Source organism: Flavobacterium sp. (genome assembly GCF_043773265.1).
GTDB lineage: Bacteria > Bacteroidota > Bacteroidia > Flavobacteriales > Flavobacteriaceae > Flavobacterium.
This window is the reverse complement of the sequence record NZ_JAYVFH010000144.1, coordinates 1-23589: the sequence shown is the minus strand read 5'-3', so window position 1 is coordinate 23589 and position 23589 is coordinate 1. Positions and strand designations below refer to the sequence as shown.

At 29.2% G+C, this 23589-nt stretch carries 17 protein-coding genes and 1 tRNA gene; 4 read left to right on the top strand and 14 right to left on the bottom strand.

Features of this window, described 5'->3' with window-relative positions; genetic code table 11:
* The first annotated feature begins 247 nt into the window (after positions 1-247).
* The 3 genes from ACH2BO_RS07720 (at position 248) to ACH2BO_RS07710 (ending at position 1679) form a co-directional block, all read left to right on the top strand.
* Entirely contained in the window at positions 248-697 is a 450-nt protein-coding gene (locus tag ACH2BO_RS07720; protein WP_395044173.1) for a GatB/YqeY domain-containing protein, read from the top strand.
* A gap of 76 nt (positions 698-773) precedes the next feature.
* Positions 774-847, top strand: a tRNA-Arg gene (locus ACH2BO_RS07715).
* A 31-nt stretch (positions 848-878) separates the two neighbouring features.
* The gene (locus ACH2BO_RS07710) at positions 879-1679 is read left to right on the top strand and encodes a zinc-dependent peptidase (RefSeq protein ID WP_395044172.1); all 801 of its coding nucleotides are present in this window, start codon (positions 879-881) and stop codon (positions 1677-1679) included.
* Here ACH2BO_RS07710 and rpe read toward each other — a convergent pair.
* From rpe to ACH2BO_RS07675, 7 genes are all read right to left on the bottom strand, one after another.
* Positions 1676-2338 carry a ribulose-phosphate 3-epimerase gene (gene rpe / locus ACH2BO_RS07705; protein WP_395044171.1) on the bottom strand — a complete coding sequence of 221 codons (663 nt, stop codon included), beginning with the start codon at positions 2336-2338 and terminating at the stop codon, positions 1676-1678. The two genes, ACH2BO_RS07710 and rpe, sit on opposite strands and share 4 nt — an antisense overlap.
* 491 nt (positions 2339-2829) lie before the next feature.
* Positions 2830-3693 carry an RNA polymerase sigma factor RpoD/SigA gene (locus ACH2BO_RS07700; RefSeq protein WP_007137700.1) on the bottom strand — a complete coding sequence of 288 codons (864 nt, stop codon included), beginning with the start codon at positions 3691-3693 and terminating at the stop codon, positions 2830-2832.
* Between the two features lie 87 nt (positions 3694-3780).
* Positions 3781-5475: a hypothetical protein gene (locus tag ACH2BO_RS07695; protein ID WP_395044170.1), complete on the bottom strand. Its 1695-nt coding sequence runs from the start codon at positions 5473-5475 to the stop codon at positions 3781-3783.
* An 11-nt stretch (positions 5476-5486) separates the two neighbouring features.
* Positions 5487-6692, bottom strand: a complete 1206-nt coding sequence (locus tag ACH2BO_RS07690; RefSeq protein ID WP_395044169.1) for a DUF4249 domain-containing protein — start codon at positions 6690-6692, stop codon at positions 5487-5489.
* A gap of 18 nt (positions 6693-6710) precedes the next feature.
* On the bottom strand, positions 6711-9485 hold the full coding sequence (locus tag ACH2BO_RS07685; RefSeq protein ID WP_395044168.1) for a TonB-dependent receptor domain-containing protein: 2775 nt from the start codon (positions 9483-9485) through the stop codon (positions 6711-6713).
* Between the two features lie 13 nt (positions 9486-9498).
* Positions 9499-10215 (bottom strand): hypothetical protein, encoded by a 717-nt coding sequence (locus ACH2BO_RS07680; protein ID WP_395044167.1) that lies wholly within the window; start codon positions 10213-10215, stop codon positions 9499-9501.
* Positions 10216-10365: 150 nt separating this feature from the next.
* Positions 10366-13950 (bottom strand): DUF2339 domain-containing protein, encoded by a 3585-nt coding sequence (locus ACH2BO_RS07675; protein WP_395044166.1) that lies wholly within the window; start codon positions 13948-13950, stop codon positions 10366-10368.
* Positions 13951-14431: 481 nt separating this feature from the next.
* Here ACH2BO_RS07675 and ACH2BO_RS07670 point away from each other — a divergent pair, with 481 nt between their 5' ends.
* Complete coding sequence (locus tag ACH2BO_RS07670) at positions 14432-15790, top strand: T9SS type A sorting domain-containing protein (RefSeq protein WP_395044165.1); 1359 nt, start codon at positions 14432-14434, stop codon at positions 15788-15790.
* Positions 15791-15913: 123 nt separating this feature from the next.
* On the opposite strand, the gene ACH2BO_RS07665 is transcribed toward ACH2BO_RS07670, so the two are convergent.
* From ACH2BO_RS07665 to ACH2BO_RS07635, 7 genes are all read right to left on the bottom strand, one after another.
* Positions 15914-18064, bottom strand: coding sequence for a polyribonucleotide nucleotidyltransferase (locus ACH2BO_RS07665; RefSeq protein ID WP_395044164.1), 2151 nt, complete (start codon positions 18062-18064; stop codon positions 15914-15916).
* A 174-nt stretch (positions 18065-18238) separates the two neighbouring features.
* Complete coding sequence (gene rpsO, locus ACH2BO_RS07660) at positions 18239-18508, bottom strand: 30S ribosomal protein S15 (RefSeq protein WP_395044163.1); 270 nt, start codon at positions 18506-18508, stop codon at positions 18239-18241.
* 101 nt (positions 18509-18609) lie between these two features.
* Positions 18610-19554 carry a TonB family protein gene (locus tag ACH2BO_RS07655; protein ID WP_395044162.1) on the bottom strand — a complete coding sequence of 315 codons (945 nt, stop codon included), beginning with the start codon at positions 19552-19554 and terminating at the stop codon, positions 18610-18612.
* A gap of 10 nt (positions 19555-19564) precedes the next feature.
* On the bottom strand, positions 19565-20389 hold the full coding sequence (locus ACH2BO_RS07650) for a thymidylate synthase (protein ID WP_395044161.1): 825 nt from the start codon (positions 20387-20389) through the stop codon (positions 19565-19567).
* A gap of 238 nt (positions 20390-20627) precedes the next feature.
* Complete coding sequence (locus tag ACH2BO_RS07645; protein WP_395044160.1) at positions 20628-21257, bottom strand: bifunctional nuclease domain-containing protein; 630 nt, start codon at positions 21255-21257, stop codon at positions 20628-20630.
* A 290-nt stretch (positions 21258-21547) separates the two neighbouring features.
* Positions 21548-22516, bottom strand: coding sequence for an electron transfer flavoprotein subunit alpha/FixB family protein (locus ACH2BO_RS07640; RefSeq protein ID WP_395044159.1), 969 nt, complete (start codon positions 22514-22516; stop codon positions 21548-21550).
* Between the two features lie 73 nt (positions 22517-22589).
* Positions 22590-23336 (bottom strand): electron transfer flavoprotein subunit beta/FixA family protein, encoded by a 747-nt coding sequence (locus ACH2BO_RS07635; RefSeq protein WP_395044158.1) that lies wholly within the window; start codon positions 23334-23336, stop codon positions 22590-22592.
* Positions 23337-23589 lie beyond the last annotated feature (253 nt).

The window sequence follows — 23589 nt, the reverse complement described above, 5'->3', positions numbered from 1 at the left end:
TTTTTGCGAGGCACGAAGCAATCTTTAAATTATAAAGAAAATTTAACTAAATTTGCAAAGATTTTTCAAAGTAGTTAAAGTTTTAATCAATCCATTTTCATATTAATCTTTACATTTTTAAAGAAAAAAGCGCAAAGGATTTTAACCGCAATCAGTCACGAAGTTTTAGGATAATTTAGAGATTGCTTCGTGCCTGGCAAAAATCAAATCAGAAATCAAAATCATTAATCTAAAATCTAAAATAACAATGAGTTTATCAGAAAAAATAATGGACGAAATAAAAACAGCAATGAGAGCTAAAGATACAATTGCTCTTGAAGCACTTCGTGCCATTAAATCAGAAATTTTATTAGCCCAAACAGCAACTGGAAGTAAAGAAGAAATTACAGAAGCTGACGAAATAAAGATTTTACAAAAATTAGTAAAAATGCGAAAAGACAGCGCAAGTATTTTTGCTACACAAAACCGTCAAGATTTAGCCGAACCAGAGTTGGCTCAAATTGCAGTAATCGAAAAATTCCTTCCTGCACAATTATCAGAAGAAGAAGTAGAAGCTGTAGTAGCCAAAATTATTGCCGAAACTGGAGCATCAGGAATTGCATCAATGGGAAAAGTTATGGGATTAGCATCGGCACAAATTGGCGCACAAACCGAAGGAAAAACTATTTCTACAATTGTTAAGAAACTTTTGGTATAATTTCAAGTATGAAGTACGAGTTATAATATATGAGGAAAACTTCGTACTTCCAACTTTGTATTTCATACTTCAAAACGGCTTCGTAGTTCAACTGGATAGAATATCAGATTTCGGCTCTGATGGTTGCAGGTTCGAACCCTGCCGAGGTCACAAAATAAATTATTAAAACAAAAGAAACTTCATGATTGCGATTGCTTTATTTCTTTTAATTCCAGTTTTAATATTGCTTTTTGCTTTTGTTTTTACAGTTTCTGAAGAAAACTTTGGTTTACTTTACAACAAGCCATTTTATGTTCATTTTTATCCAAATAAAAAATCATTAACTGCTAATCAAGCTTTTATTTTAAAGAATCAATTTGTTTTTTATACTACTTTGTCTGATAAGAAAAAAAAATATTTTGAGCATAGAGTCGCAACTTTTATAAACCATTTTCAGTTTATTGGTAAAAACAATTTTGTTATTACAGACGAAGTAAAAGTATTAATTGCAGCTACATCTGTAATGCTAACTTTTGGCATGAGAAATTATTTGTATAAAGTAATTGATAAAATAATTGTTTATCCAACACAATATTATTCTACAGTTAGCGATGCAAATCATAAAGGAGAATTTAATCCTAGAATGAGAGCTATTGTTTTTTCGTGGGATGATTTCTTGTCTGGATTTGAAATATCTAATGATAATTTTAATTTAGGAATTCACGAATTTGCTCATGTTTTACATTTTCATGGATTAAAAAGTGATGATGCAAGTGCAATTATTTTTTCGAGAATTTATACTCAAATTCAAAAAGAAGTAAGTTTTCAACCCAATAAAGACAAATTAATAAATTCTAACTATTTTAGAATTTACGCATACACTAATCATTTTGAATTTTTAGCCGTAATTATGGAACATTATTTTGAAACGCCTCAATTGTTTCAAGAAGAGTTTCCGCAATTGTTTAAAAAAGTTAGTATAATGCTAAATCACACTCATTAAAAAGATGTAATTCTCTTTAAGTCTGCAATAGTTTCCGTTGGGTTTTCGGCTTTAAAAACAAAGTTTCCAGCAACCAAAACATCTGCTCCAACTTCAACCAATTGAACTGCATTTTTACTAGTTACTCCACCATCAATTTCAATAAGTGTAATAGCATTTTTTCTTTCTATTAAACTTTTTAGTTTTCTTACTTTGTCATAAGTGTTTTCTATAAACGATTGACCACCAAAACCTGGATTTACACTCATTATACAAATCATATCAATATCATTTATAACATCTTCAAGTAAATCAATATTTGTGTGAGGATTTAAGGCAACACCAGCTTTCATACCTTCTGCTTTTATTGCCTGAAGTGTTCTATGAAGATGAGTACAAGCTTCATAATGAACTGTCAATATATTTGCACCTAAACTCGCAAAAGTTTTTATATATCTATCGGGATCAACAATCATTAAATGAACATCAATTATTTTTTTAGCATGTTTAGTAATTGCTTCTAAAACTGGCATTCCAAATGAAATATTTGGCACAAAAACACCATCCATAATATCAATATGAAACCAATTGGCTTCGCTATTGTTTATCATTTCTATATCGCGTTGAAGGTTTGCGAAATCTGCTGCTAGAATTGATGGAGCAATTATGGTATCTTTCATTTTTTAATTTCAAAATTCGTTATTCAACATTGAATATTCAACATTTATGCAAATGTACAAATTTATAAACTCTAATTTTTGAATTTTTAATATTCAACTTTTTATAAAAAATTTTTTTTTTGCGACAATGTTAATTTAAAACACAAATGTTTTGAATGTTGAATATTCAACTTGGAATTTTGAATATTGAAGTTTAATAAAAAAACAAAACTCCGGAAACCCGAGCTTTTGCTAACAGACTGGAGTTTTGTTTGCCTCGCAAAAAACAAAACTCCGGAAACCCGAGCTTTTGCGAACAGACTGGAGTTTTGTTTGCCTCGCAAAAAACAAAACTCCGGTAATCAGCCGGAGTTTCAACCTGTCTGTCGACAGGCAGATCATCAATCAAAAAACGAACAGTTAATCAAACTGTTGTTAGTTTTATAAAAGTATCAAGTATCAAGTTTAAAGTTGTTTGAATAACTTGAAACATTAAACTTGAAACAAATCTTTTATCCTAAATATGTTTTCAAAATTTTACTTCTTGATGTATGTTTTAATCTGCGAATAGCTTTTTCTTTAATCTGACGTACACGCTCACGAGTTAAATCGAAAGTTTCACCAATTTCTTCTAATGTCATTGGATGTTGATCACCTAAACCAAAGTACAAACGAACTACATCTGCTTCTCTTGGTGTAAGAGTTTCTAATGAACGCTCAATTTCTGTACGTAATGATTCGTGAATTAATTCTCTATCTGGATTTGGTGATTCTCCAGAACGTAAAACGTCATAAAGATTAGAATCTTCTCCTTCAACAAGTGGTGCATCCATTGATAAATGACGACCAGAGTTTTTCATGGACTCTTTTACATCATTTACAGTCATGTCAAGTTCTTTAGCAATTTCCTCAGCAGATGGTGGTCTTTCATTAGATTGCTCTAACAAAGCATACATTTTGTTGATTTTATTGATAGAACCAATTTTATTTAAAGGTAAACGAACTATACGAGATTGCTCTGCAAGTGCTTGAAGAATCGATTGACGAATCCACCAAACTGCATATGAAATGAATTTAAATCCACGAGTTTCATCAAAACGTTGTGCTGCTTTTATTAAACCAAGATTTCCTTCATTTATTAAATCTGGAAGTGTAAGTCCTTGATTTTGGTATTGCTTTGCAACAGAAACTACGAAACGCAAATTAGCTTTTGTCAATTTTTCTAAAGCTTTTTGATCTCCAGCTTTGATTTTTTGAGCTAATTCTACTTCTTCATCTGCAGTAATCAAATCAACTTTTCCAATTTCTTGTAGGTATTTGTCTAAGGAAGCAGTTTCACGATTAGTTACCTGCTTGGTGATTTTGAGCTGTCTCATTTATTTTTACTTTAATTAAAGTGTTCAGGTAGTTATACGTGATGAGTTGCAAAAAAGTTACAAAAAACGATAAAAATTATTTTTTATTTATTTTACATCAAATGTTTCTGTGATAGAAACCGGCAATCCTTCATTAGTAAATCCATCAATTGTAAGCTCAAAAGTTCCTTTCACATCTGAAGTATAGAATGAAATTAATTCATTTATGTCATAATTTGGCAACCATAATAATTGATGTCTATAATCTGGAATTCGTTCGTTATTATTAGTTATGGCATACTCTGGAGCAAAGTATTTTTTTTCTTTATTTGGTATTATTCTATTGGTTTTTATCATGTAATCACCATTTAGTTTCATTAGATAGTCATGATTTTTAGATATAATACTAATCATTCCGTTGTATAAATTTGGTCCATAAAAATAACCACCTTGAATAATGCTTACTTTATAAATATCCTCCATTTTTAAATCTAAAATAGTATTAACATCTTGAATTAATTGTCCGTCAACTAAAATTAAGGTTGGTTCAGACAAAGAAATATTTTCATTATAATCATTAACTAAAACAGTGTATTTGCCATTGTTTTTTGTGTAAATAACTTCTTTTAATACTTCGGTTATTGTTTCTAAAAGCGTTGGAAATCTATTATAATTATCAAGTAAATAATCTTTTTCTAATGAATTATAAAACAATTTTGTATTTCTTGTATCAAGAAGACTATCCTTTTTTGTGTCAAAATAGGCATTTTCTATTTGTGATGAAATTGCTCTTTCTTTTATTATTGAGATTACATTTTCTGACAATGAAAAATTTGTATCAAAATATAAATTGTCTAAATTGATATTTGGTGATTCATTTATAAAAATCGAATATTCAACTCTATTATTATCTATAACTTGAACAATAGCATTGGGAGTATCATATTCTTTATCAATATTAAAAAAGAATTCTCCTGCTGAGTTTGTTTTTGTTGCTTTATAAATAAAATTTTCACCAGCAATTGAAATTCCAACTGAAATATTGCTTATTGGATTTTCATTATTTTTAGAAGTTATTTTTCCAGATATTATTTCACCTCTAAGCTCTGGAAGAATTAAATTAGTTTTATTAATTTCTGAAGTAGTATTTGTTTTTGAAAATCTTGCAGCATTTAAATTGTTTTTTAATGTGAGTTCATCCAATTTTTTTACTGAAACCGAATAATTACCATCAATTATTTCATTTGATTTAACTTTAAAGTTTACTAATTCTCTTTGCGAATATGTTTTTTTAGATGTTAAAATTTCCAATCCGTTTATAATATTTGAAGTTGGATTTTCTATAACAGATTCTGCACTATTTTTATTAATACTATTTTTAGTTTGGGCTTGATAAGGATTTACAATAATAATATCTTTTACAAAATAACTAGATTCGTTTTTGTTTAGCATCCAGTTTGTATAAGAAACCAATTTATAATTACCTGAATTTAAATTTGTTGGAATAAAAACATCACCATATCCTTTTCCGTTTTTTAGAAATAATTTTTGATTGGCAACAATTTTTTTATCACTCGATATAAGTTGTACATAAGCAACTTTACTAATAAAACTTGTTTTAAAATCAATAGGATTTAAACATTGCAAGTTATAATATAATGTTTCTCCGGTTACAAAAGCATTATTATTGGTTGTTACAAACAAGCTTTCTGTTGATGATTTGTCAATGTTTTTTCCAAGAAAATGGGATTCGCTTTTTTGAGCAAAAAGAAATGTAGTATTAATTGTTACAATTAATAGCAAAGAAAATTGTTTTAGTCTATCCAAAATGTTGGTCTTATATTTGATGAAAATGATGTGCAATCTCCACAAATGGGTTTAATAAATGTATAAATCTCACCACTTATTGAGTAATATAATAAAGAATTAGATTGTACTAGATTATTTAATCTTGTTCCGTCGCAATCTGCTGGAGCTGCTTGAAAACAATAGTTAAAATCGGATAATTCACAATCATCAAAATAGGGTGGAAATTGTTCGCCAGGAAATAAATCGGTATAATTAAAAAACAACCTTTTTTCAGAAACAGATGATACATTAAAAAAACCAATTACTTTTTCTTCAGAATCTGAAACTGATGTTAGATTTCCTGAAAAAAATCCTGGTTGACTTGGAGACAACACATCACCAGAGGCCGAAATTTCTTTTAATGTTCTATAAAAAGTATAGGATTCTAAACTTTCTAAATATTGTTTTACTAAAATACTATAACGTTCTGCAATTGTATAATCGTTTTGAGAAAGAAATCTTACCGGAAAATTCACAACTCTATCTTCTGATAACTGATTAGTCGTAGTTAATATTATAGAATTTGATTTGGTTGGTGTATAACAAGTTCTTGCTTCTGTATCTCTAGGAATTAATGAAATGTAAAAATGATTTATTTCTGCAGTTGGTGGCAATAGTATTGCTTTTAAATCTCTCCATAAAGGTGCAGTTACCTTGGCAGTTTCTTCATATTCATACCTGTAATATTTAGAAGTGTTAGTTGCATCAAAATTATTTACTGCAATTTGAACACCTCTTTCTCCTTCGTTATTGGTTACTACAGTTGGAACCAAACTTTCTATTTGGTTTATGGTTGTAAGTGTTTGTGGAGTTGATTTATACATTCTTCCATTATCTGTTGCTACATTTAATGTGTAATTTTTTCCTGTAATGGCTTGAAATTCATTATTAGATAAATACCTGCCAGATTCTTCTGTAAAGTCATATTGTGTTCCGCTATCATCAGTAATAAAAACGGTTGCATTTTCAACTAAAACTGGACCATCGTTTTCAAATGTATAGGTTTTAGAAATTTTTATTTCTTGTCGTTTTAATTCGTTTGTTATTGTTGCTTCAATAACAATTACTTCTTCATAATTGGTGGTTTGAAGTTTATAAGGATCAACACAACTAACTAAGCTAAAAAGTAGCCCAAGAAATAGTAAAGATTTTAATAAAATTATTTTTTTCATATTATTTGATTTTTATAACTAAAATTTAAAGTTATAAGTAATTGTTGGTACTGGTATTGAAAAAATTGATGTTTGATATGCTTTTATTTTTCCATTGTCGGTTACAAAAAATATTGAATATGGATTGTTTCTTCCAAGAACATTATAAATTGAAAAATTCCAAAAACTATGTGCCAATTTTTTTATTCTGTGGTTTCCTTCAACATTAAATCCGATATCAAATCGGTAATAATCGGGAATTCTAAATTTATTTCTATCGCTATACAAAGTATATTCTGCACCTTGATAAGTGTAAGTTCCAATTGGATAAGTAATTGGTCGGCCAGTTTGATATACAAAATTAGACGAAATACTATAACGTTGCGTAAATTTATAATTTAAAACTAAACTTACATCATGAGGTTTGTCAAAATTTGCCGGAAAATAATTGCCATTATTTACTTTTTCTTCATTAAACTCACTATCAAGTTTTATAAAAGTTCTAGAATAAGTGTATCCAAGCCAACCGTTTAATTTTCCTGCCGATTTTTTTATTAAAAACTCAACGCCATAAGCTTTTCCATCGCCTTGTAACAATTCGGTTTCAATATTTTCATTTAATAAAATTTGTGCGGCAACTTTATAATCTAAAAAGTTTTTAGATTTTTTATAATAACCTTCAATGCTCAACTCTATATCGTTTTTAGATAAATTTTTGAAAAGACCAATTGAAAATTGTTGTGCCGCTTGTGGTTTAACATTTAAATCAGACAATTTCCAAGTATCTGTTGGCGATTGCGTGGTATTGCTTGACAATAAATGAATGTATTGATAGGTTTTATCATAACTTGCTTTTACTGAAAAATTATCAAATAGAAAATAGCGTGCCGAAACTCTTGGCTCAAAACCACCATAAGATTTTATTACTTCGTTGTTTTTATATTCTTTTACTTCAATAACAGTTGCATCATTTATTGGAACTCCAGCTTGATAAATTCTTTGTGAAGAAGCGCCAAGTGATGAAAATCTTGAATAACGCAAACCAATATCAACTAATAGTTTATCAGAAATTTTATAATTATCTGAAATATAAAGTGCCGATTCTATTCCACGTTCTTTATCAATAGTAATTGGAGTAATTAATGAGGAACTTCCGTTTGGATTTAAATTTCCAGGATTTATGGCATATAATTTACTCGCAATTCCATAATTGAACTTGTGTTTTTCGTTTAATAAGTAATCTAGTTTTAATTGTAATTGAGTTTCTTGAATGTTATAATCAAAATCAAATGAGCTTGAATTATTGGCATTGTATTCAATATTAAATTTATAATCGCTGCTAGTTACAATAAATTCGGCTTTGCTTTTTTTATTTAATGTATGGTTCCATTTTGCAGTTAATAATCGATTGGTATATTTATAAACAGAATCTGACGATATACTAAAAGCATCTTTACTGGTATAAAAAGTACCTTCAACAGAGTTTTTTTCGTTTATTTTATGATTGTATTTTGCAATTACATCATAAAAAGATGCTTTACTATTTTTTAATTGTTCTTCGTCTAATGATTTTAAAATCCAATCAGAATAGGTAATTCTGCTACCAACCAAGAAGCTAGATTTTTCTTTAACAATTGGAATTTCTAATGATAAATTACTAGTTACAGGACCAATTCCGCCTTCGCCAGTAATTTTTTTTACATTTCCGTTTTTGGTGGTAATATCAAATACCGATGATAATCGTCCTCCAAACTCTGCCGGAATACTTCCTTTGTAAACCAATGCCTTTTTAGTAGTAAAAGGATTTACTGCAGAAAATAAACCAAAAAAGTGTGACGGATTATAGATTAATCCATTATCAAGAAGTATTAAATTTTGATCTTCTTTTCCGCCGCGAACACTATATCCAGAAGCGCCTTCGCCAACATTTTTTATTCCAGGCAATGCTGCTGCAACTCTAAAAATGTCTCTTTCTCCAAGAATTAGAGGAATGTTTTTAATTTTTTCAACATCAATTACAGTTACTCCAGTTACTGTAGATTTTATTTTTTCGTTTTTCTTAGCATCAATGGTAACTTCATCTAGTAAATTTATATTTTCAATTAAATTTACATTAAGTTTTCCGTCATTATATAATACAATTTTTTTTGCTGATTTTTTATAAATTACAGATTCAAATTCTAAAGTACTCACGCCAGATTCTAACTCAATTGTATAAAAACCAGAATTGTCAGTTACAGTACTTTTTTTAGTGTTTCTTACTTTTATATAAAGGTTAGAAATTCCTTCGCCAGTTTTTGAATTTTTTACAACTCCAGATAAAGTAAAGTATTTTTTAGTTGTATTTTTCGCTTCTTTCCCAATAGTTACTTGCTCAACGATGTCTTGTTTTGCTGATTTTATAGTGTCATATTGTTTTAGAAAAACCGGTTTTTTATTCAACACATCATCTTCTTTTTTCAATGTAGAATTTGTTGTTGTATTTTGTAAATCAAAATCTGAAACAATATTTATGTTTTTTGTAATGATGATTTTATTGTTGTCTATAAAATAATTTAATTCGGTTTTAGCCAATACATCTTCTAAAATTTCGTCTATAGATTTGTCTATAAAAGTTTTTGAAATAATGGTAGAATCTTTATCAATCCATTTTTGATCAAAATAAAATTTATATTTTGTTGTTGTTTCAATAGTTTGCAAGGCAGTTTTTAGTGAAGCATTATTTAACTCCAATGAAAACTTATCTTTTACTTCTTGCGCAGAAATAAAAAAACTTAAAAACAATAACAACATGGCAAATATGTTTTTTTGCATCGTATAAAATTTTCTATTGTAAACCATTTAAATAATTTAATAAGGTTTTTATGAACAACACTTTATTGTCGTTTTCTAACTGTTTTTTTTCTTGATAAAACTTGTTTATTTCACTCTTATACTCAGGAAATAATTTTTGAATTGATTTTTTAGAATCTAGTTTATGAAAATTATTTTTATAAAAAATATAGAACTCGTTGCTTAAATTGTATTCATAATAAATTTTATTTTCTACATAAACATTTCTTAAATTTTTTAGATGTTTTACATAAAAACTAATAAAGTTACTTGAAATTATTTCTTCATAATATCCAATTAAACCAATAGAATTTATTGATTTATCATAGTTTAGGTTAACAAATTTTTTATCATTAATTAGGAATGACTTAATCTTGTCTTTTATAATTATTAATGAATTTCTATCTTTTATACCATTTGGTTTTAATAATAATTCATCTTTTAATAAATCATAATTAATATAAATGTTATTGTAATATTGATTGTCAAATTCAATTTCACCAACTATATAATTTTCATTTTCTAAATATCTTGATGAGTTATTAACTGTTGGATAAATATCTTTAAATATTCTACCATTGTTAATATCAAGATTTTGTCTTCCAATTTGATCGTCAAACCAGTTATATATTGAAGAATCTGTCGTTTTTTGACAATTTGCTTCTTGAAAATGGAGTATAAAGAATAATACAAATACTATGATTTTTTGCATATTTTAATGTTTCAGATAATAATAATGAATTGAATTTTGTACAACAATAAATGTGTCTTTCAAAAATAATATAAAAATCCTTACAAATTTTACTAGTTTTATAATTTAACATTTGTTAGTATTCAAAGTTTACTTCTTTCATTAGATTGTTTAATCAAACCTGTCTTTGTATTTTTTAAATAAGCTATTCATGATAATAAGTACAACGCCAACTCCAAGTAGGACTAATGCTCTAATTAGTAAATCTGCGTTTGACAAATCGAAAAACATCAATCTTATTACGCAAATTCCAACAAGTGAAAGCGATACATATCTAAAGTATTTTTCTTTTAAAATAATTCCTAAAATCAATAATGCTAATGCTTCTAAAACCCAGAAAAAGGTTAAAATTCCTTTATCAAACGTTAAATATAAAAAGAATCCGATGCTTAATGTTGCAGGATAAATTAGCAAACTGTTTTTGAGTTTAAAATCCTTCAACCATTTAGATGCTAAATAAATATAAATTCCTAACAATGCAAAAATGAGTAAATAAACAGCCAAGAATTTAGATTCATAATAATTAAAACTTAAGAAAGCCAAGTGTAAATTGGCAAGAAAATAATATACTATATTGATGTTTTTTTCTTGACTTATTTTTTTATGATATAAATACAGATTTACAATGGCAATAATTGACCAATAAACAGGTAACCATTTGTGTTCTAATTGTGAAAACATTAGTAATGATAACCAAACATTCAAAACAATTTGATAATAAGATTTTAACGATTCGTTATCTTCTTTTTTATTGAGAACTATTGTTAAAGCCAAACCTAAACCAATTGCAGAAAGCTGTAAAATCCAATCAATTGTATTAAAATCATTGAGTTTGTCAAAACAATATACAACTGAAACCAATACTGCAAGTAGTGCAACAAGTGGCACAAAATGAATTTCAACTTTTATTTTTTCTTTATTAATTAGCCAATAATTCACTATTGCCAAAAGCATAAATAATAACGGTAAATAGCTAACCTCGACTTGAATAAATAATAATATGACTATCCAAAGATTTTGAAAATAAGGTAAAGCACTAATGAATCTTTTTCCGTTTTCTGTTTTAAATTGTAAATAAGAATAGCCAATAGAAATAGCAACACTAGTGATTTGAGTTACATAAAGTAGCGTTTTACTCTTTTCATGAAAATTATCTACTGCTACATAAATTGATAAAATTGCACTTCCTATTAATAATAAAATAGAATAATTATTGAAACGTTTCAATTCTTCAAATTTCAAGAAAGAGAAAAAACTAACTACAGCAATTGCAGTCAAAAAAACATAAGTAAATTCAATTTTTAAACAAGAAAACCCAAAAACTAATGCATTAAAAATTAAAAATTCTGAATTCAATAAATTAAAATTCTTCCAACTAATTATAGTTTCATTAGTTGTGTTTTTAAATCTTTTTGCAAATAAAACATAGATTTCAATAGCTGAGATTGCTAAACAAACTAAACCAATTTTTATTTCGCTTAATTCGAATGTTCTATATAAGAATAATAAACTTCCAATAATAATAAAGAAATAATAACAAATATAAAGTAAGGTTTGATTGTCTTGATGAAGTGTTTTTCTTTTAAAATTAATCCAAAGAAATTCATGGTTTAAAAGTGCAATGCCAAATAAACTAAATAGTTGAAGAATTTGATATTCTGAAAGATATTTTCGGGTAAGCATTAAAAATAGAGTATTCACACCAATTATTGCAACAAACTTAATAAAAGATTCATTGGTATAAAAATATTTTAATGTCCAATTTAGTATAATTACCGACAATAATCCTATTGAAAAAGTAAAGTCTATGTATGATTTATCTTGAATATTTATCATTAATATTCCAATAAAAATGCTTAAAATATAAAAGATTACTCTGCCAATATCAAAAGTTTTGTTTTGGAATTTTTTATATAAAAATGCCCAAATTAAAGCAACTGCAAATAGAACATAAACAAACGAGTTATATTTGAATACATCAATAGATCTAACAACTACTAAAATTGAAAAAACTATTGAAGCAATTCCGTTTAAGCTAATATTTTTTTCTCCAAAAAACGAATCTATTGATAAAAACTCTTTTTTTATTGCAGAATATATTGGAACCGAAATTGCAATAATTGACAATGCAATTGTTGTTGCTAAAGAATTAGTAATCTTTGAGGCAACAAGTGAATTGCTAATCATTAATAAAGAAAATATCACTAAAGCAATTGCAACAATATGATTAATTACAAGAAAAATTTTATACAATAAAGTTTCTTTTTCTTTGTGCAAAACAAAGAGACAACAGATGGTTAATGAATATAAAATGCAAGCAATAATGTCAAAGCCAACATTCCAATCGTTTAGCATTATGATGCTTAATGCACAAAGAATAAAAGAAACCATTCCGTCTAGATGATAAAGCCAAAACACTTTTTTATTTCTGGCTTTTAATGCAAGGAAGAAACAAATAATTGCTGCAATAAAAAGCACAAATGTTTTAAATTTACTTCCTGTAGAATGTAAAATCAATCCTATTGCAAACAAACACCAATTGGTTAAATGTGTAATAAATGCTGCTTTGTCAAAACGAGTATTCTCATAAACACTTCTATATTGCATATACATGCAACTTGCAGAAACTAATATTATTCCGAGAATTGCAAAAATATTTTGAGATTTTGATAAAGATGTTCCTTGGACATTGAACCAAATATCAAAAATTAAAAAGGCAATAATTACAATCAGTAAATGATATTCCCATTTTTCTTTATAAGATAAAATTATCCCAACAGTTGATGTTATTGCTGCTAGGAGAAATGTAATTAGCATTTTTTCGGGAATTACACACAAAATCAGCAAACTTAAAACTACGTGTAGTGATAAAAAAGTTTGTTGTTTTATGATGTATCCAATGTATAAATTTAGCCCAATTCCAAGTCCAATTAACGAATAACCCAAGATTATATTGCTAATAAATGCTAAAGCCGGAATTTGAGATGCACCAAAGCAACCAAATAAAAATAAACTTGCTCCAGCACTTCGCAACCAAAGACCAGTTTTGGTCCATTTTTCTTTTTTTTGTAAAATATAATAAGAGCCAATTAATAATCCGGCATAAAGCCACAGAATTAAAACTCTAAATAATGGTGCAACGTTAAGAGCAGCATAAATACTTAAATAACCAATTCCGAGAACCATTATTGCGGTTCCTAAAATTCCTGTCCAATTGTCGGCAAATTGTTTTTCGGCTATTTTTAGAAATTTAGAAAAGGCACTTTCTACAGGAACTTTTTCTTCAATTATGGTTGTTTTTTCAATTCTTGGTGTCGAACTACTTTCATAGCTAATAATTGGTTCTTTAATTATTGGAGTTTCAATTATTATTTCTTCAACATTAATAGTTTCTGTTGGTTTAACAATCTCTTCAATAGGAGTGAAGCTTAACCCAGAATCTTCAATAATAATTTCTGGAATAATTTCAGGTTGAGATGGTTTGATCTCTTCAATTGAATCATCACTAGTTTCAATTTCAATTGTTTTTCCAGATATTGATTTTTTTAATTCGGCAATCTCTCTTTTTATGGCTGAATTTTCTTCACTATTTCTCTCGAAAATAGATTTTATTAAATTATTTTCTTTTTTTAAAGTATAAAAATTATTGAATAATATAAATACACATACAATTAAAATAAAAATAAGAAACTCCATAGTTTTGGTTTTGGTATTTTCAAATGTAAGAATTAAATTGTTTTAAGTGAGACTTTTTTATATCATGTATAAAGAATTTGGTTTTTTGTGCATGAAATAGTAACTTGTATAAGAAAACGCAATTTATTATACATGCAAATTGAATGTTTATGAATAATTAAAACCAAAAAGCCCAACTTAATTACTAAGTTGGGCTTTTCTATATTCTAAAAATAAATTACTCAGCTTTAGGAGTAATTTTATTTTCTTCTCTTGGAGGTCTTGGTAAAAGTGCTTTTCTAGAAACTTTTTCTTTGTGTGTTTTTGGGTCAATACCTAATAATAAAAATACATAAAACAGTTGCTGTTACTTGAAGTTTACTAAAAATTAGTTTATTTTATAGGGAATTTAATTATATATAAAAATATGGTGTATTTTTATAATCAAAACATACATGTTGTATGAATAAGCATGTTATAAATGTGAAAAAAGTTTAAACAAATGAAAAAATTTCTTATTTTATTAATAATAAACCTAAGTCTGGAAAGTTTTGCCCAATGTTTTACAAAAATAGCTGTAGGTGGAGACCACAGTCATAGTATAAAAACTGATGGTACATTATTGTCTTGGGGTTCTAATTCTTTAGGACAATTAGGAGATGGAACTACTATTCATAAAAATGTAACCACGCAAATTGGAAATAATACCAATTGGCAAAGTATAAGTGCAGGGATTGAACATACTCTTGCTATAAAAGCAGATGGGACTCTTTGGGCTTGGGGTAGAAATGATTATGGGATGTTAGGGGATGGAACAAATCTTGGTAAACAAACACCAACACAGATAGGTACTTCAACTAACTGGCAATTTATCAGTGCTGGAGATTTTTTTTCGACTGCTATTAAAACTGACGGTACTCTTTGGGCTTGGGGTATTAATGTTTCCGGACAGTTAGGAGACGGAACGACTACTAATAAAAATATACCAACACAAATAGGAATGGCAATGAATTGGCAAAGTGTAAGTGCAGGATATGCGCATACAATTGCACTAAAAGATAATGGTACCTTGTGGGCTTGGGGTAGTAATTATTATGGTCAATTAGGAGATGGCACAAATGTTGGAAAAATTTTGCCAATTCAAATAGGTTCTGGCACAAATTGGCAAATGATTAGTTCAGGAAGTACTCATTCTATTGCTCTTAAATCTAATGGCACACTTTGGGCATGGGGCGAAAATAATTATGGACAATTAGGTGATGAAACATACATTAATAAAAATTCTCCAATTCAAATAGGTGATGATTCAAATTGGCAAATTATATCATCAGGTTTTTATTTTAATTTATCAATTAAAACAAATTCTTCTCTGTGGTCTTGGGGAAGAAATTATTTTGGTCAATTAGGCGACGGAACTTTTGTGAATAGGAATACGCCTACAATAATAGGTTCAGATTACAATTGGGAAACTATCAGTGCTGCTGAAGACCACGCTCTTGCTTTAAAATCAGACGGAAGTCTATATGCATGGGGTTATAATTATTTTGGTCAACTAGGTGATGGAACAAATGTTAACAAATTTGTACCAACAACAATTAATTGTTCAATGCTTAATATTTCGACATTTGTTGATAAAACTTTAATTGTATTTCCAAATCCTGTAAAAACGGTTGTAAATGTGCAAGGCCAGAACACTATACTTTTAACAGAAATTTTAGATATTAATGGTAGAAATATTATGTCAACTATGCACAATACTAGTGAAGTGATTTTAAATATAGAAGGACTTCAAGTGGGGTTATATTTTTTAAAAATAACAACTAATATTGGTAATGTTACAATAAAGATATCAAAACTGTAATGAATATTCCTAGACAACTTTATAAAAGCAAAACCCCAATTCAATTGAATGAATGAATTGAGGTTTTTTTTCTTGAACTTGTCAAAGATTTAAACTTTGACAGAGTTGTTATTTTAAAATAAATTACTCAGCTTTAGGAGTAATTTTATTTTCTTCTCTTGGAGGTCTTGGTAAAAGTGCTTTTCTAGAAACTTTTTCTTTTCTAGTTTTAGGATCAACTCCTAAATATTTCACTTGAAACACATCACCCATATTTACAACATCGGCAACATTTTCTGTTCTTTCCCAAGCTAGTTCAGATACGTGTAATAAAACTTCGTTTCCTGGCGCATCTGTATATTCGACTACTGCACCAAAATCTAACATTTTAATTACTTTTACTTCATAAGCTTCTCCCATTTGTGGTTTAAAAATGATAGAATCAATTTTAGCTAAAACTGCTGCAATTCCGTCAGGATCTGTACCAAGAATTTCTACAACTCCTTGTTCGTCAACTTCGTTAATAACGATAGTACAACCAGTAGCTTTTTGCAATTCTTGAATTACCTTTCCACCTGGTCCAATTAAGGCACCAATGAAATTTCCAGGAATTGTACGCATGATAATTTTTGGAGCATGAACTTTAACATCTGCATTTGGTTTAGCTAAAGTTTCAATTAATTTTCCTAAAATATGCAAACGTCCATCACGAGCTTGAGCTAAAGCTTGCTCCATGATTTCATATTTCAATCCATCAATTTTAATATCCATTTGACATGCAGTAATTCCTTCTGAAGTTCCAGTTACCTTGAAATCCATATCTCCTAAATGATCTTCATCACCTAAAATATCAGATAAAACTGCAAAACGATCACCATCTGTAATCAATCCCATTGCAATACCAGAAACTGGACGAATCATTTGAACTCCAGCGTCCATTAATGCTAATGTTCCAGCACAAACAGTTGCCATTGATGACGAACCATTTGATTCTAATACTTCAGAAACAATTCTGATAGTGTAAGGATTTTCGGCAGGAATCATGTTTTTTAAGGCGCGTTGTGCCAAGTTTCCGTGACCAACTTCTCTTCTTGAAGTTCCTCTTAATGGACGAGCTTCTCCTGTAGAAAATGGTGGGAAGTTATAGTGTAAATAAAATTTTTCTTCTCCTTGTTCAGATGGCGAATCAATTTGGTTAGCTTCTCTAGATGTTCCTAAAGTTGCAGTTGCCAATGCTTGAGTTTCTCCACGTGTAAATAATGCCGATCCGTGAACTGATGGCAAGTAATCTACTTCACACCAAATTGGGCGAATTTCTGTAGTTTTTCTTCCGTCTAGACGAGTTCCTAAATCTAAAGTTACATTACGAACCGCTTCTTTGTTAGTTTTGTAGAAATATTTTCCAACTAAATCACCATTTTCTGTCAATTCTTCTTCTGTAAACAATGCTTTTACTTCTTCTTTTACAACATCAAATGCAGCAGAACGTTCGTGTTTAGCCGAACCTTTGCTTGCAATAGCATAAATTTTATCATAAGCAGCAGCTTTTACTTTTGCGTAAATAGCATCGTCTGTTTTTTCTGTTTCATAGGTACGAACTTCTTTTTTACCAAAAGCTGCTTGCAAACGTTCTTGAGCAGCAATTTGATTTTTGATGTGTTCGTGTGCAAATTTAATTGCTTCTAACATTTCTGCTTCCGAAATTTCTTTCATTTCTCCTTCTACCATTGCAATAGAATCAGTTGAAGCTCCAATCATCATATCAATATCAGACAATGCTAATTGTGCACGACTTGGATTGATGATGAATTTTCCATCAATTCGTCCAACTCTAGCTTCAGAAATTAAAGTTTCAAAAGGAATGTCTGACAATGCAAGTGCTGCCGAAGCTGCTAATCCTGCTAATGCATCTGGCATAACTTCATCATCATGAGACATTAACTGAATCATTACTTGAACTTCTGCGTGATAATCTGATGGAAAAAGCGGACGCAAAACACGGTCAACTAATCTCATTGTTAACACTTCGTTGTCACTTGGACGAGCTTCTCTCTTGAAGAATCCACCAGGAAAACGACCTGCTGCAGCAAATTTTTCACGATAATCTACCGTTAACGGTAAAAAGTCGATACCTGGACTTGCTTTTCTTGATGATACAACTGTTCCTAAGATTACAGTTTTACCAATTCTAACTACTACAGAACCGTCAGCTTGTTTTGCTAATCGTCCTGTCTCGATTGTGATGTTTCTTCCATCACCTAAATCGATGCTTTCTACAAATAATTGTGGAATCATAATTTTTTCCTTTTTTTAATTTTTTACATTGGTTTTCTGCCTGTCGGCAGAGTAGTTGTGTTGCTTGTCCCGATAGTAAGTCGGATTGTAGTTGTTGTATTCCAATGAAAAACGAAACTTTTTTAATTTAAAAGCTAAAAAAAAGAGGCGCAAAAGCACCTCTTATAATTTGTATTATTTTCTAATACCTAATTCTTTAATTAACTCACGATATTTAACAACATCTTTTTTCTTTAAGTAATCAAGAAGTGATCTTCTTTTTCCTACCAAAAGAACTAGTGAACGCTCTGTATTATAATCATGACGATTTTTTTTCAAGTGTTCTGTTAAATGAGAGATTCTAAAAGTGAAAAGTGCTACTTGACCTTCTGTTGAACCTGTGTTTTCTGCTTTTCCTCCGTGTTTAGCGAAGATTTCAGCTTTTGTGTCTTTAGATAAATACATTCCAATATTATTTAAATGATTATTATGTATGAATCAAGGTTTTCTTGATTCGTGTGCAAAGGTAATTTTATTTTTGTAAAGTGCAAGAATTTAAATTTAATTTATTCAGGTGGTTGAATTGTTATTGGAATTTTAAACTTGCATCTTACTTTTCTTCCTTTTTGCAAGCCAGGATTCCAATTATTATATTTTTTTACAACTCTAATGGCTTCTTCATCTAATCCATAACCCAATCCTTTATTTATTACAATTTCAGTAATTGAACCATCTTTTTCAACTACAAATTCAACTATAATTTTACCATATATATTATTTTTCCAAGAAAGATCACTTTGTATAAAATTGTTGCCAATATATTTGTAGAAATCTTGAAATCCTTTTTTTGGTTCGGGTTTTACTTCTAATTGAGTATATTCGTTTTTAGTTCCATCTTCATTTGTACTTATGCCTGAAACCAATTCACCATCAGAATAAATTTCTTCATAGCTAAATGTAGTTTTTAAAGATTTTCCTTTCCATTTTCCATCTCTGTAACCATTTTTATAGTTGCCAGTTTCTTCGGAATAATCATTTTTTAAAACTACAAGACCATTACCATTAGTAACTGTCTTTTCTCCTTTTTCATTCCAATAGTTTATCATTTTAAAGTGCTTGCCTGTTGATAAATTAGCACTATTAAATTCGCCTTCTTCTTTTATTTTTTTATTTTCATACCATTCAATTGTTTTACCATGTTGCATTTTGTTTTCATAAAGAGTAGAAGATTTTTTGTTTCCATTTTCATAATAACTAAGCTCTTCTCCAATTATGAAACCTCCATCTTTTCCAGATAAAGTTTTCTCTTCTTTAATCTTGTCATTTTTGTATAGCATCAAGAATTTATATTCTGATTTTTCTATATAATAATCTTTTATAATTTTGGTGTAATACTTGTATTCAATACTAACTTCTTTATACAATGAATCTAAATAAATGATTTTATCGTTTGATTCTTGTGCAAAAACCACTTTTGAAAAAAGCAGAAAGAATAAAATAATTTTTTTCATAAAAGTATTTTTATACTGCAACAACACCTTTAATTAACGGATGTGGATCATAACCTTCTAAAGTAAAATCATCAAAAGTAAATTTGAAAATATTTTTTACTGCTGGATTTAAAATCATTTTTGGTAATTGTTTTACATCTCTAGATAATTGCAATTCTAATTGTTCAAAATGATTGTTGTAAATGTGTGCATCACCAAATGTGTGAATGAATTCGCCAACTTGTAAATTACAAACCTGTGCAATCATCATTGTAAACAAAGCATAAGAAGCAATATTAAATGGTACTCCAAGAAAAATATCTGCACTACGTTGATACAATTGACAAGATAATTTTCCTTCTGAAACATAAAACTGAAAGAAAGCGTGACATGGTGGCAAAGCAACTTTTCCGTTTTCTATGTTTTCTGCAAATGATTTAGTTGTATCTGGTAAAACCGATGGATTCCATGCAGAAACTAACATTCGTCTGCTGTTGGGATTGGTTTTTAATGTTTCAATTAATTCTGTAATTTGGTCTATTTCTTCACTGTTCCAATTGCGCCATTGATGACCATAAACCGGACCTAAATCGCCATTTTCATTTGCCCATTCATCCCAAATTCGAACTCCGTTTTCTTTTAAATATCCAATATTTGTATCGCCTTTTAAAAACCAAAGCAATTCATAAATTATAGATTTTAGATGTAACTTTTTAGTTGTTACCATCGGAAAACCTTCGGATAAATCAAATCGCATTTGGTAGCCAAAAACACTTTTAGTTCCTGTGCCTGTTCTATCACCTTTTTGAGTTCCGTTTTCTAAAACGTGTTTTACTAAATCGTGGTATTGTTTCATTTCTTTGCGAGGAACGATGCAATCTTATAAATTGTATTCGTATTTTATTATTATTTTATTTTTATAAATGCCCTTCGACTGCGCTCAGGGTGACAAATCTGAATTAATTTGAAAAATTATTTTTTATTTTAATTATCTTCTATGAGATTTTAGACTGAGCTCAATTTTTCAAATTGAATGAAATTTTAATTGTAAAATATTTTTACTGAACACTAATAACTGAACATTGAGCACTAATTTAAGATTCTCTTTTAGAAATTTCATCACGAATTCGTGCTGCTTTTTCGTAATCTTCTTCTTGTACTGCCATTTCTAGAAAGTCGTGCAACTCTGATAAACTAAATTTTTTATAATCGTTTTTAGAATTGGTGTCATCGTTTTCTAATCCAAAAGTTTCTGGAGCTGAAAGCACGCCTTGGTCATCAGTATTTTGATTTTCTATTTCGTTTGGATTGGCGTTTAAATAAATTCCTGCTTTATCTAAAATATTTTTATAAGTAAAAATTGGTGCTGCAAATCGAAGTGCTAATGCAATGGCATCAGATGTTCGTGCATCAATAATTTCTTCTATTTTATCTCTTTCGCAAATTATACTTGAGTAGAAAACGCCATCAACCAATTTGTGGATTATTACTTGTTTTACAACAATGTCAAACCTATCAGCGAAACTTTTAAACAAATCATGGGTTAATGGTCTTGGTGGTTTTATTTCTTTTTCTAACGCGATTGCAATAGATTGTGCTTCGAATGCTCCAATGACTATTGGTAATTTTCGTTCGCCATCAACTTCGTTCAAAATTAATGCATAAGCACCGTTTTGTGTTTGACTGTAAGATATTCCTTTTATTGTTAGTTTTACTAAACTCATATTATATTGTTTTGCCATGAAGGCGCAAAGTCACTAAGTTTTTTGTTTTTGTGAAAGTGTATTGAAAAAACTGATTTCTATTCAATACTATTTGCCGTTTAGCCCTGATAGTAGCGGTATCTTTTACAACTGTCAGGTTTTTATAAACCTGACAGTTGTAAAAATAAAGCGGATAGCAGGAATTGCTATCGCAAAGTAACAAAAAAGATTTGCTTCTAAAAAAAATAAGCTACCTAAAAATTAATTTTAGATAGCTTTTATTTATTTATTGAATATAAAATTCCTGAATATTAATTTTGGTGTGCTTTAAATTCCTTTAATTTTGCTGTTAATCTTGGTAAAATATCAAATGCATCTCCAACTATTCCATAATCGGCAACTTTAAAAAATGGTGCTTCCGCATCTGAATTTATTACCACTTTTACTTTTGACGAATTTACTCCAGCAATGTGTTGAATGGCTCCAGAAATCCCTACTGCAATGTATAAATTGGTTGCAACTGGTTTTCCTGTTTGTCCAACATGCTCACTGTGAGGACGCCAACCTAAATCGGAAACTGGTTTAGAACAAGCGGTTGCTGCACCAAGCACCGAAGCTAAATCTTCTATTAATCCCCAGTTTTCTGGTCCTTTTAATCCACGACCACCAGAAACTACAACATCGGCATCGGCAATAGTTACTTTACCAGATGCTTTTTCTACTGAGGTTACTTTTACTGAAAAATCACCATCGTTTAATGTTGGAGAAAAATCTTCCTGAGATAATGATGATGAATTTTCAACTAATCCGAATGAGTTTTTACTGATTGATAACACTTTTACATCAGTTAAAATTTCTGTAATATTGAATGCTTTGTTTGAGAAAGCAGTTCTTTTTACTTGAAATGGTGCAGTTGAAATTGGCAAACCAACAATATTTGATGCAAATCCTGCTTCTAATCCAACCGCTACAAGTGGAGCAAGATACAAACTATCTGTTGTTGAAGAAAGTACAATTACTTTAGCATTTTCTTTTTGTGCTGCTTGTTTTATAACATCGGCGAAAGCTTTGGCTGTGAAATTGGCTAATTTATCGTTAGATACTTTCAATACTTTGTCTACACCATATTTAGATAATTCTGAAACATCTGTAGCATTTACAGTTACTGCTGTTACTGTTGTGCCAAGAGATTCTGCAACTTTTTTTGCATAAGATGCTAATTCGAAAGCTACTTTCTTGAATTTTCCATCGGCTGATTCTGCGTATATTAATAATGACATAATTTTTTTGTTTAAAGTTTAAAGTTTTAGGTTTAAAGTTTTACAACTGAAAACCGCGACTGAACACTGATTACTAGATTACTTTTGCTTCGTTGTGTAATGCGTTTATTAATCCGTCTAAATCATCTGCAGAAAATAATTTTACTGCCGATTTTGGAGCTGGTTTTTCAAATTTTACCGCTTTAGTTTCAACAGAAGCCGTAACTGGTTCAAGAACGGTTAATACTTTAGTTCTTGCTGTCATAATTCCTCTCATGTTTGGAATTCGTAAATCTTTTTCTTCAACCAAACCTTTTTGACCTCCAACAATTAATGGTAATGATGTTACAATAAGTTCTTTTCCTCCATCGATTTCTCTTGATGCTTTAGCTGTAGTTCCATCAATTGTAAGTTCTGTACAAGAATTTACAAAGTTGAAACCTAACAATCCTGCTAACATTCCTGGAACCATTCCACCATTATAATCTAATGATTCTCTTCCGCAAATTATCAAATCATAATTTCCTGACTTTGCAACTTCTGCTAATTGTTTTGCAACATAAAAACCATCGGTTGCTGCTGCGTTTACACGAATTGCTTCATTTGCTCCAATAGCTAATGCTTTTCTAAGTGTTGGTTCTGTATCTGAAGTTCCAACATTTACTACAGTAACATTTGCTGCTTGCTGTTCTTGAAACCATATTGCTCTTGTTAAACCAAATTCATCATTTGGATTGATAACATATTGAACTCCATTGGTGTCAAACTCTGAATCGCCATTTACGAAGTTGATTTTGGAAGTAGTATCAGGAACATGGCTGATGCAAACTAATATTTTCATTATATATAAATTAAAAGATTTTTCTGAGTGTAAAAGTATAAAATATATTTCTAATATTTATATGCGCGCATACTATTTTTTTAAATTTTATGAGTATTATATCGATTTCGTTACATTTGAAAATCTCAATCTAAAATATTTAACTTTTGTTGAATATGAAAAGTAAGAAAACGCAAGTGATTATTTAGTAGTAATATGTTTTAATGTCATTTTTAATTTTTATTTTTGCCATTCAAAATTTCCCTCGACTGCG

Coding starts and splice junctions, on each gene's coding strand:
- ACH2BO_RS07640 (WP_395044159.1), bottom strand. CDS start 22,516: ATGTCATTATTAATATACGCAGAATCAGCCGATGGAAAATTCAAGAAA.
- ACH2BO_RS07690 (WP_395044169.1), bottom strand. CDS start 6,692: ATGAAAAAAATAATTTTATTAAAATCTTTACTATTTCTTGGGCTACTT.
- ACH2BO_RS07665 (WP_395044164.1), bottom strand. CDS start 18,064: ATGATTCCACAATTATTTGTAGAAAGCATCGATTTAGGTGATGGAAGA.
- ACH2BO_RS07675 (WP_395044166.1), bottom strand. CDS start 13,950: ATGGAGTTTCTTATTTTTATTTTAATTGTATGTGTATTTATATTATTC.
- ACH2BO_RS07645 (WP_395044160.1), bottom strand. CDS start 21,257: ATGAGTTTAGTAAAACTAACAATAAAAGGAATATCTTACAGTCAAACA.
- rpe (WP_395044171.1), bottom strand. CDS start 2,338: ATGAAAGATACCATAATTGCTCCATCAATTCTAGCAGCAGATTTCGCA.
- ACH2BO_RS07680 (WP_395044167.1), bottom strand. CDS start 10,215: ATGCAAAAAATCATAGTATTTGTATTATTCTTTATACTCCATTTTCAA.
- ACH2BO_RS07650 (WP_395044161.1), bottom strand. CDS start 20,389: ATGAAACAATACCACGATTTAGTAAAACACGTTTTAGAAAACGGAACT.
- ACH2BO_RS07720 (WP_395044173.1), top strand. CDS start 248: ATGAGTTTATCAGAAAAAATAATGGACGAAATAAAAACAGCAATGAGA.
- ACH2BO_RS07635 (WP_395044158.1), bottom strand. CDS start 23,336: ATGAAAATATTAGTTTGCATCAGCCATGTTCCTGATACTACTTCCAAA.
- ACH2BO_RS07685 (WP_395044168.1), bottom strand. CDS start 9,485: ATGCAAAAAAACATATTTGCCATGTTGTTATTGTTTTTAAGTTTTTTT.
- rpsO (WP_395044163.1), bottom strand. CDS start 18,508: ATGTATTTATCTAAAGACACAAAAGCTGAAATCTTCGCTAAACACGGA.
- ACH2BO_RS07710 (WP_395044172.1), top strand. CDS start 879: ATGATTGCGATTGCTTTATTTCTTTTAATTCCAGTTTTAATATTGCTT.
- ACH2BO_RS07700 (WP_007137700.1), bottom strand. CDS start 3,693: ATGAGACAGCTCAAAATCACCAAGCAGGTAACTAATCGTGAAACTGCT.
- ACH2BO_RS07670 (WP_395044165.1), top strand. CDS start 14,432: ATGAAAAAATTTCTTATTTTATTAATAATAAACCTAAGTCTGGAAAGT.
- ACH2BO_RS07655 (WP_395044162.1), bottom strand. CDS start 19,554: ATGAAAAAAATTATTTTATTCTTTCTGCTTTTTTCAAAAGTGGTTTTT.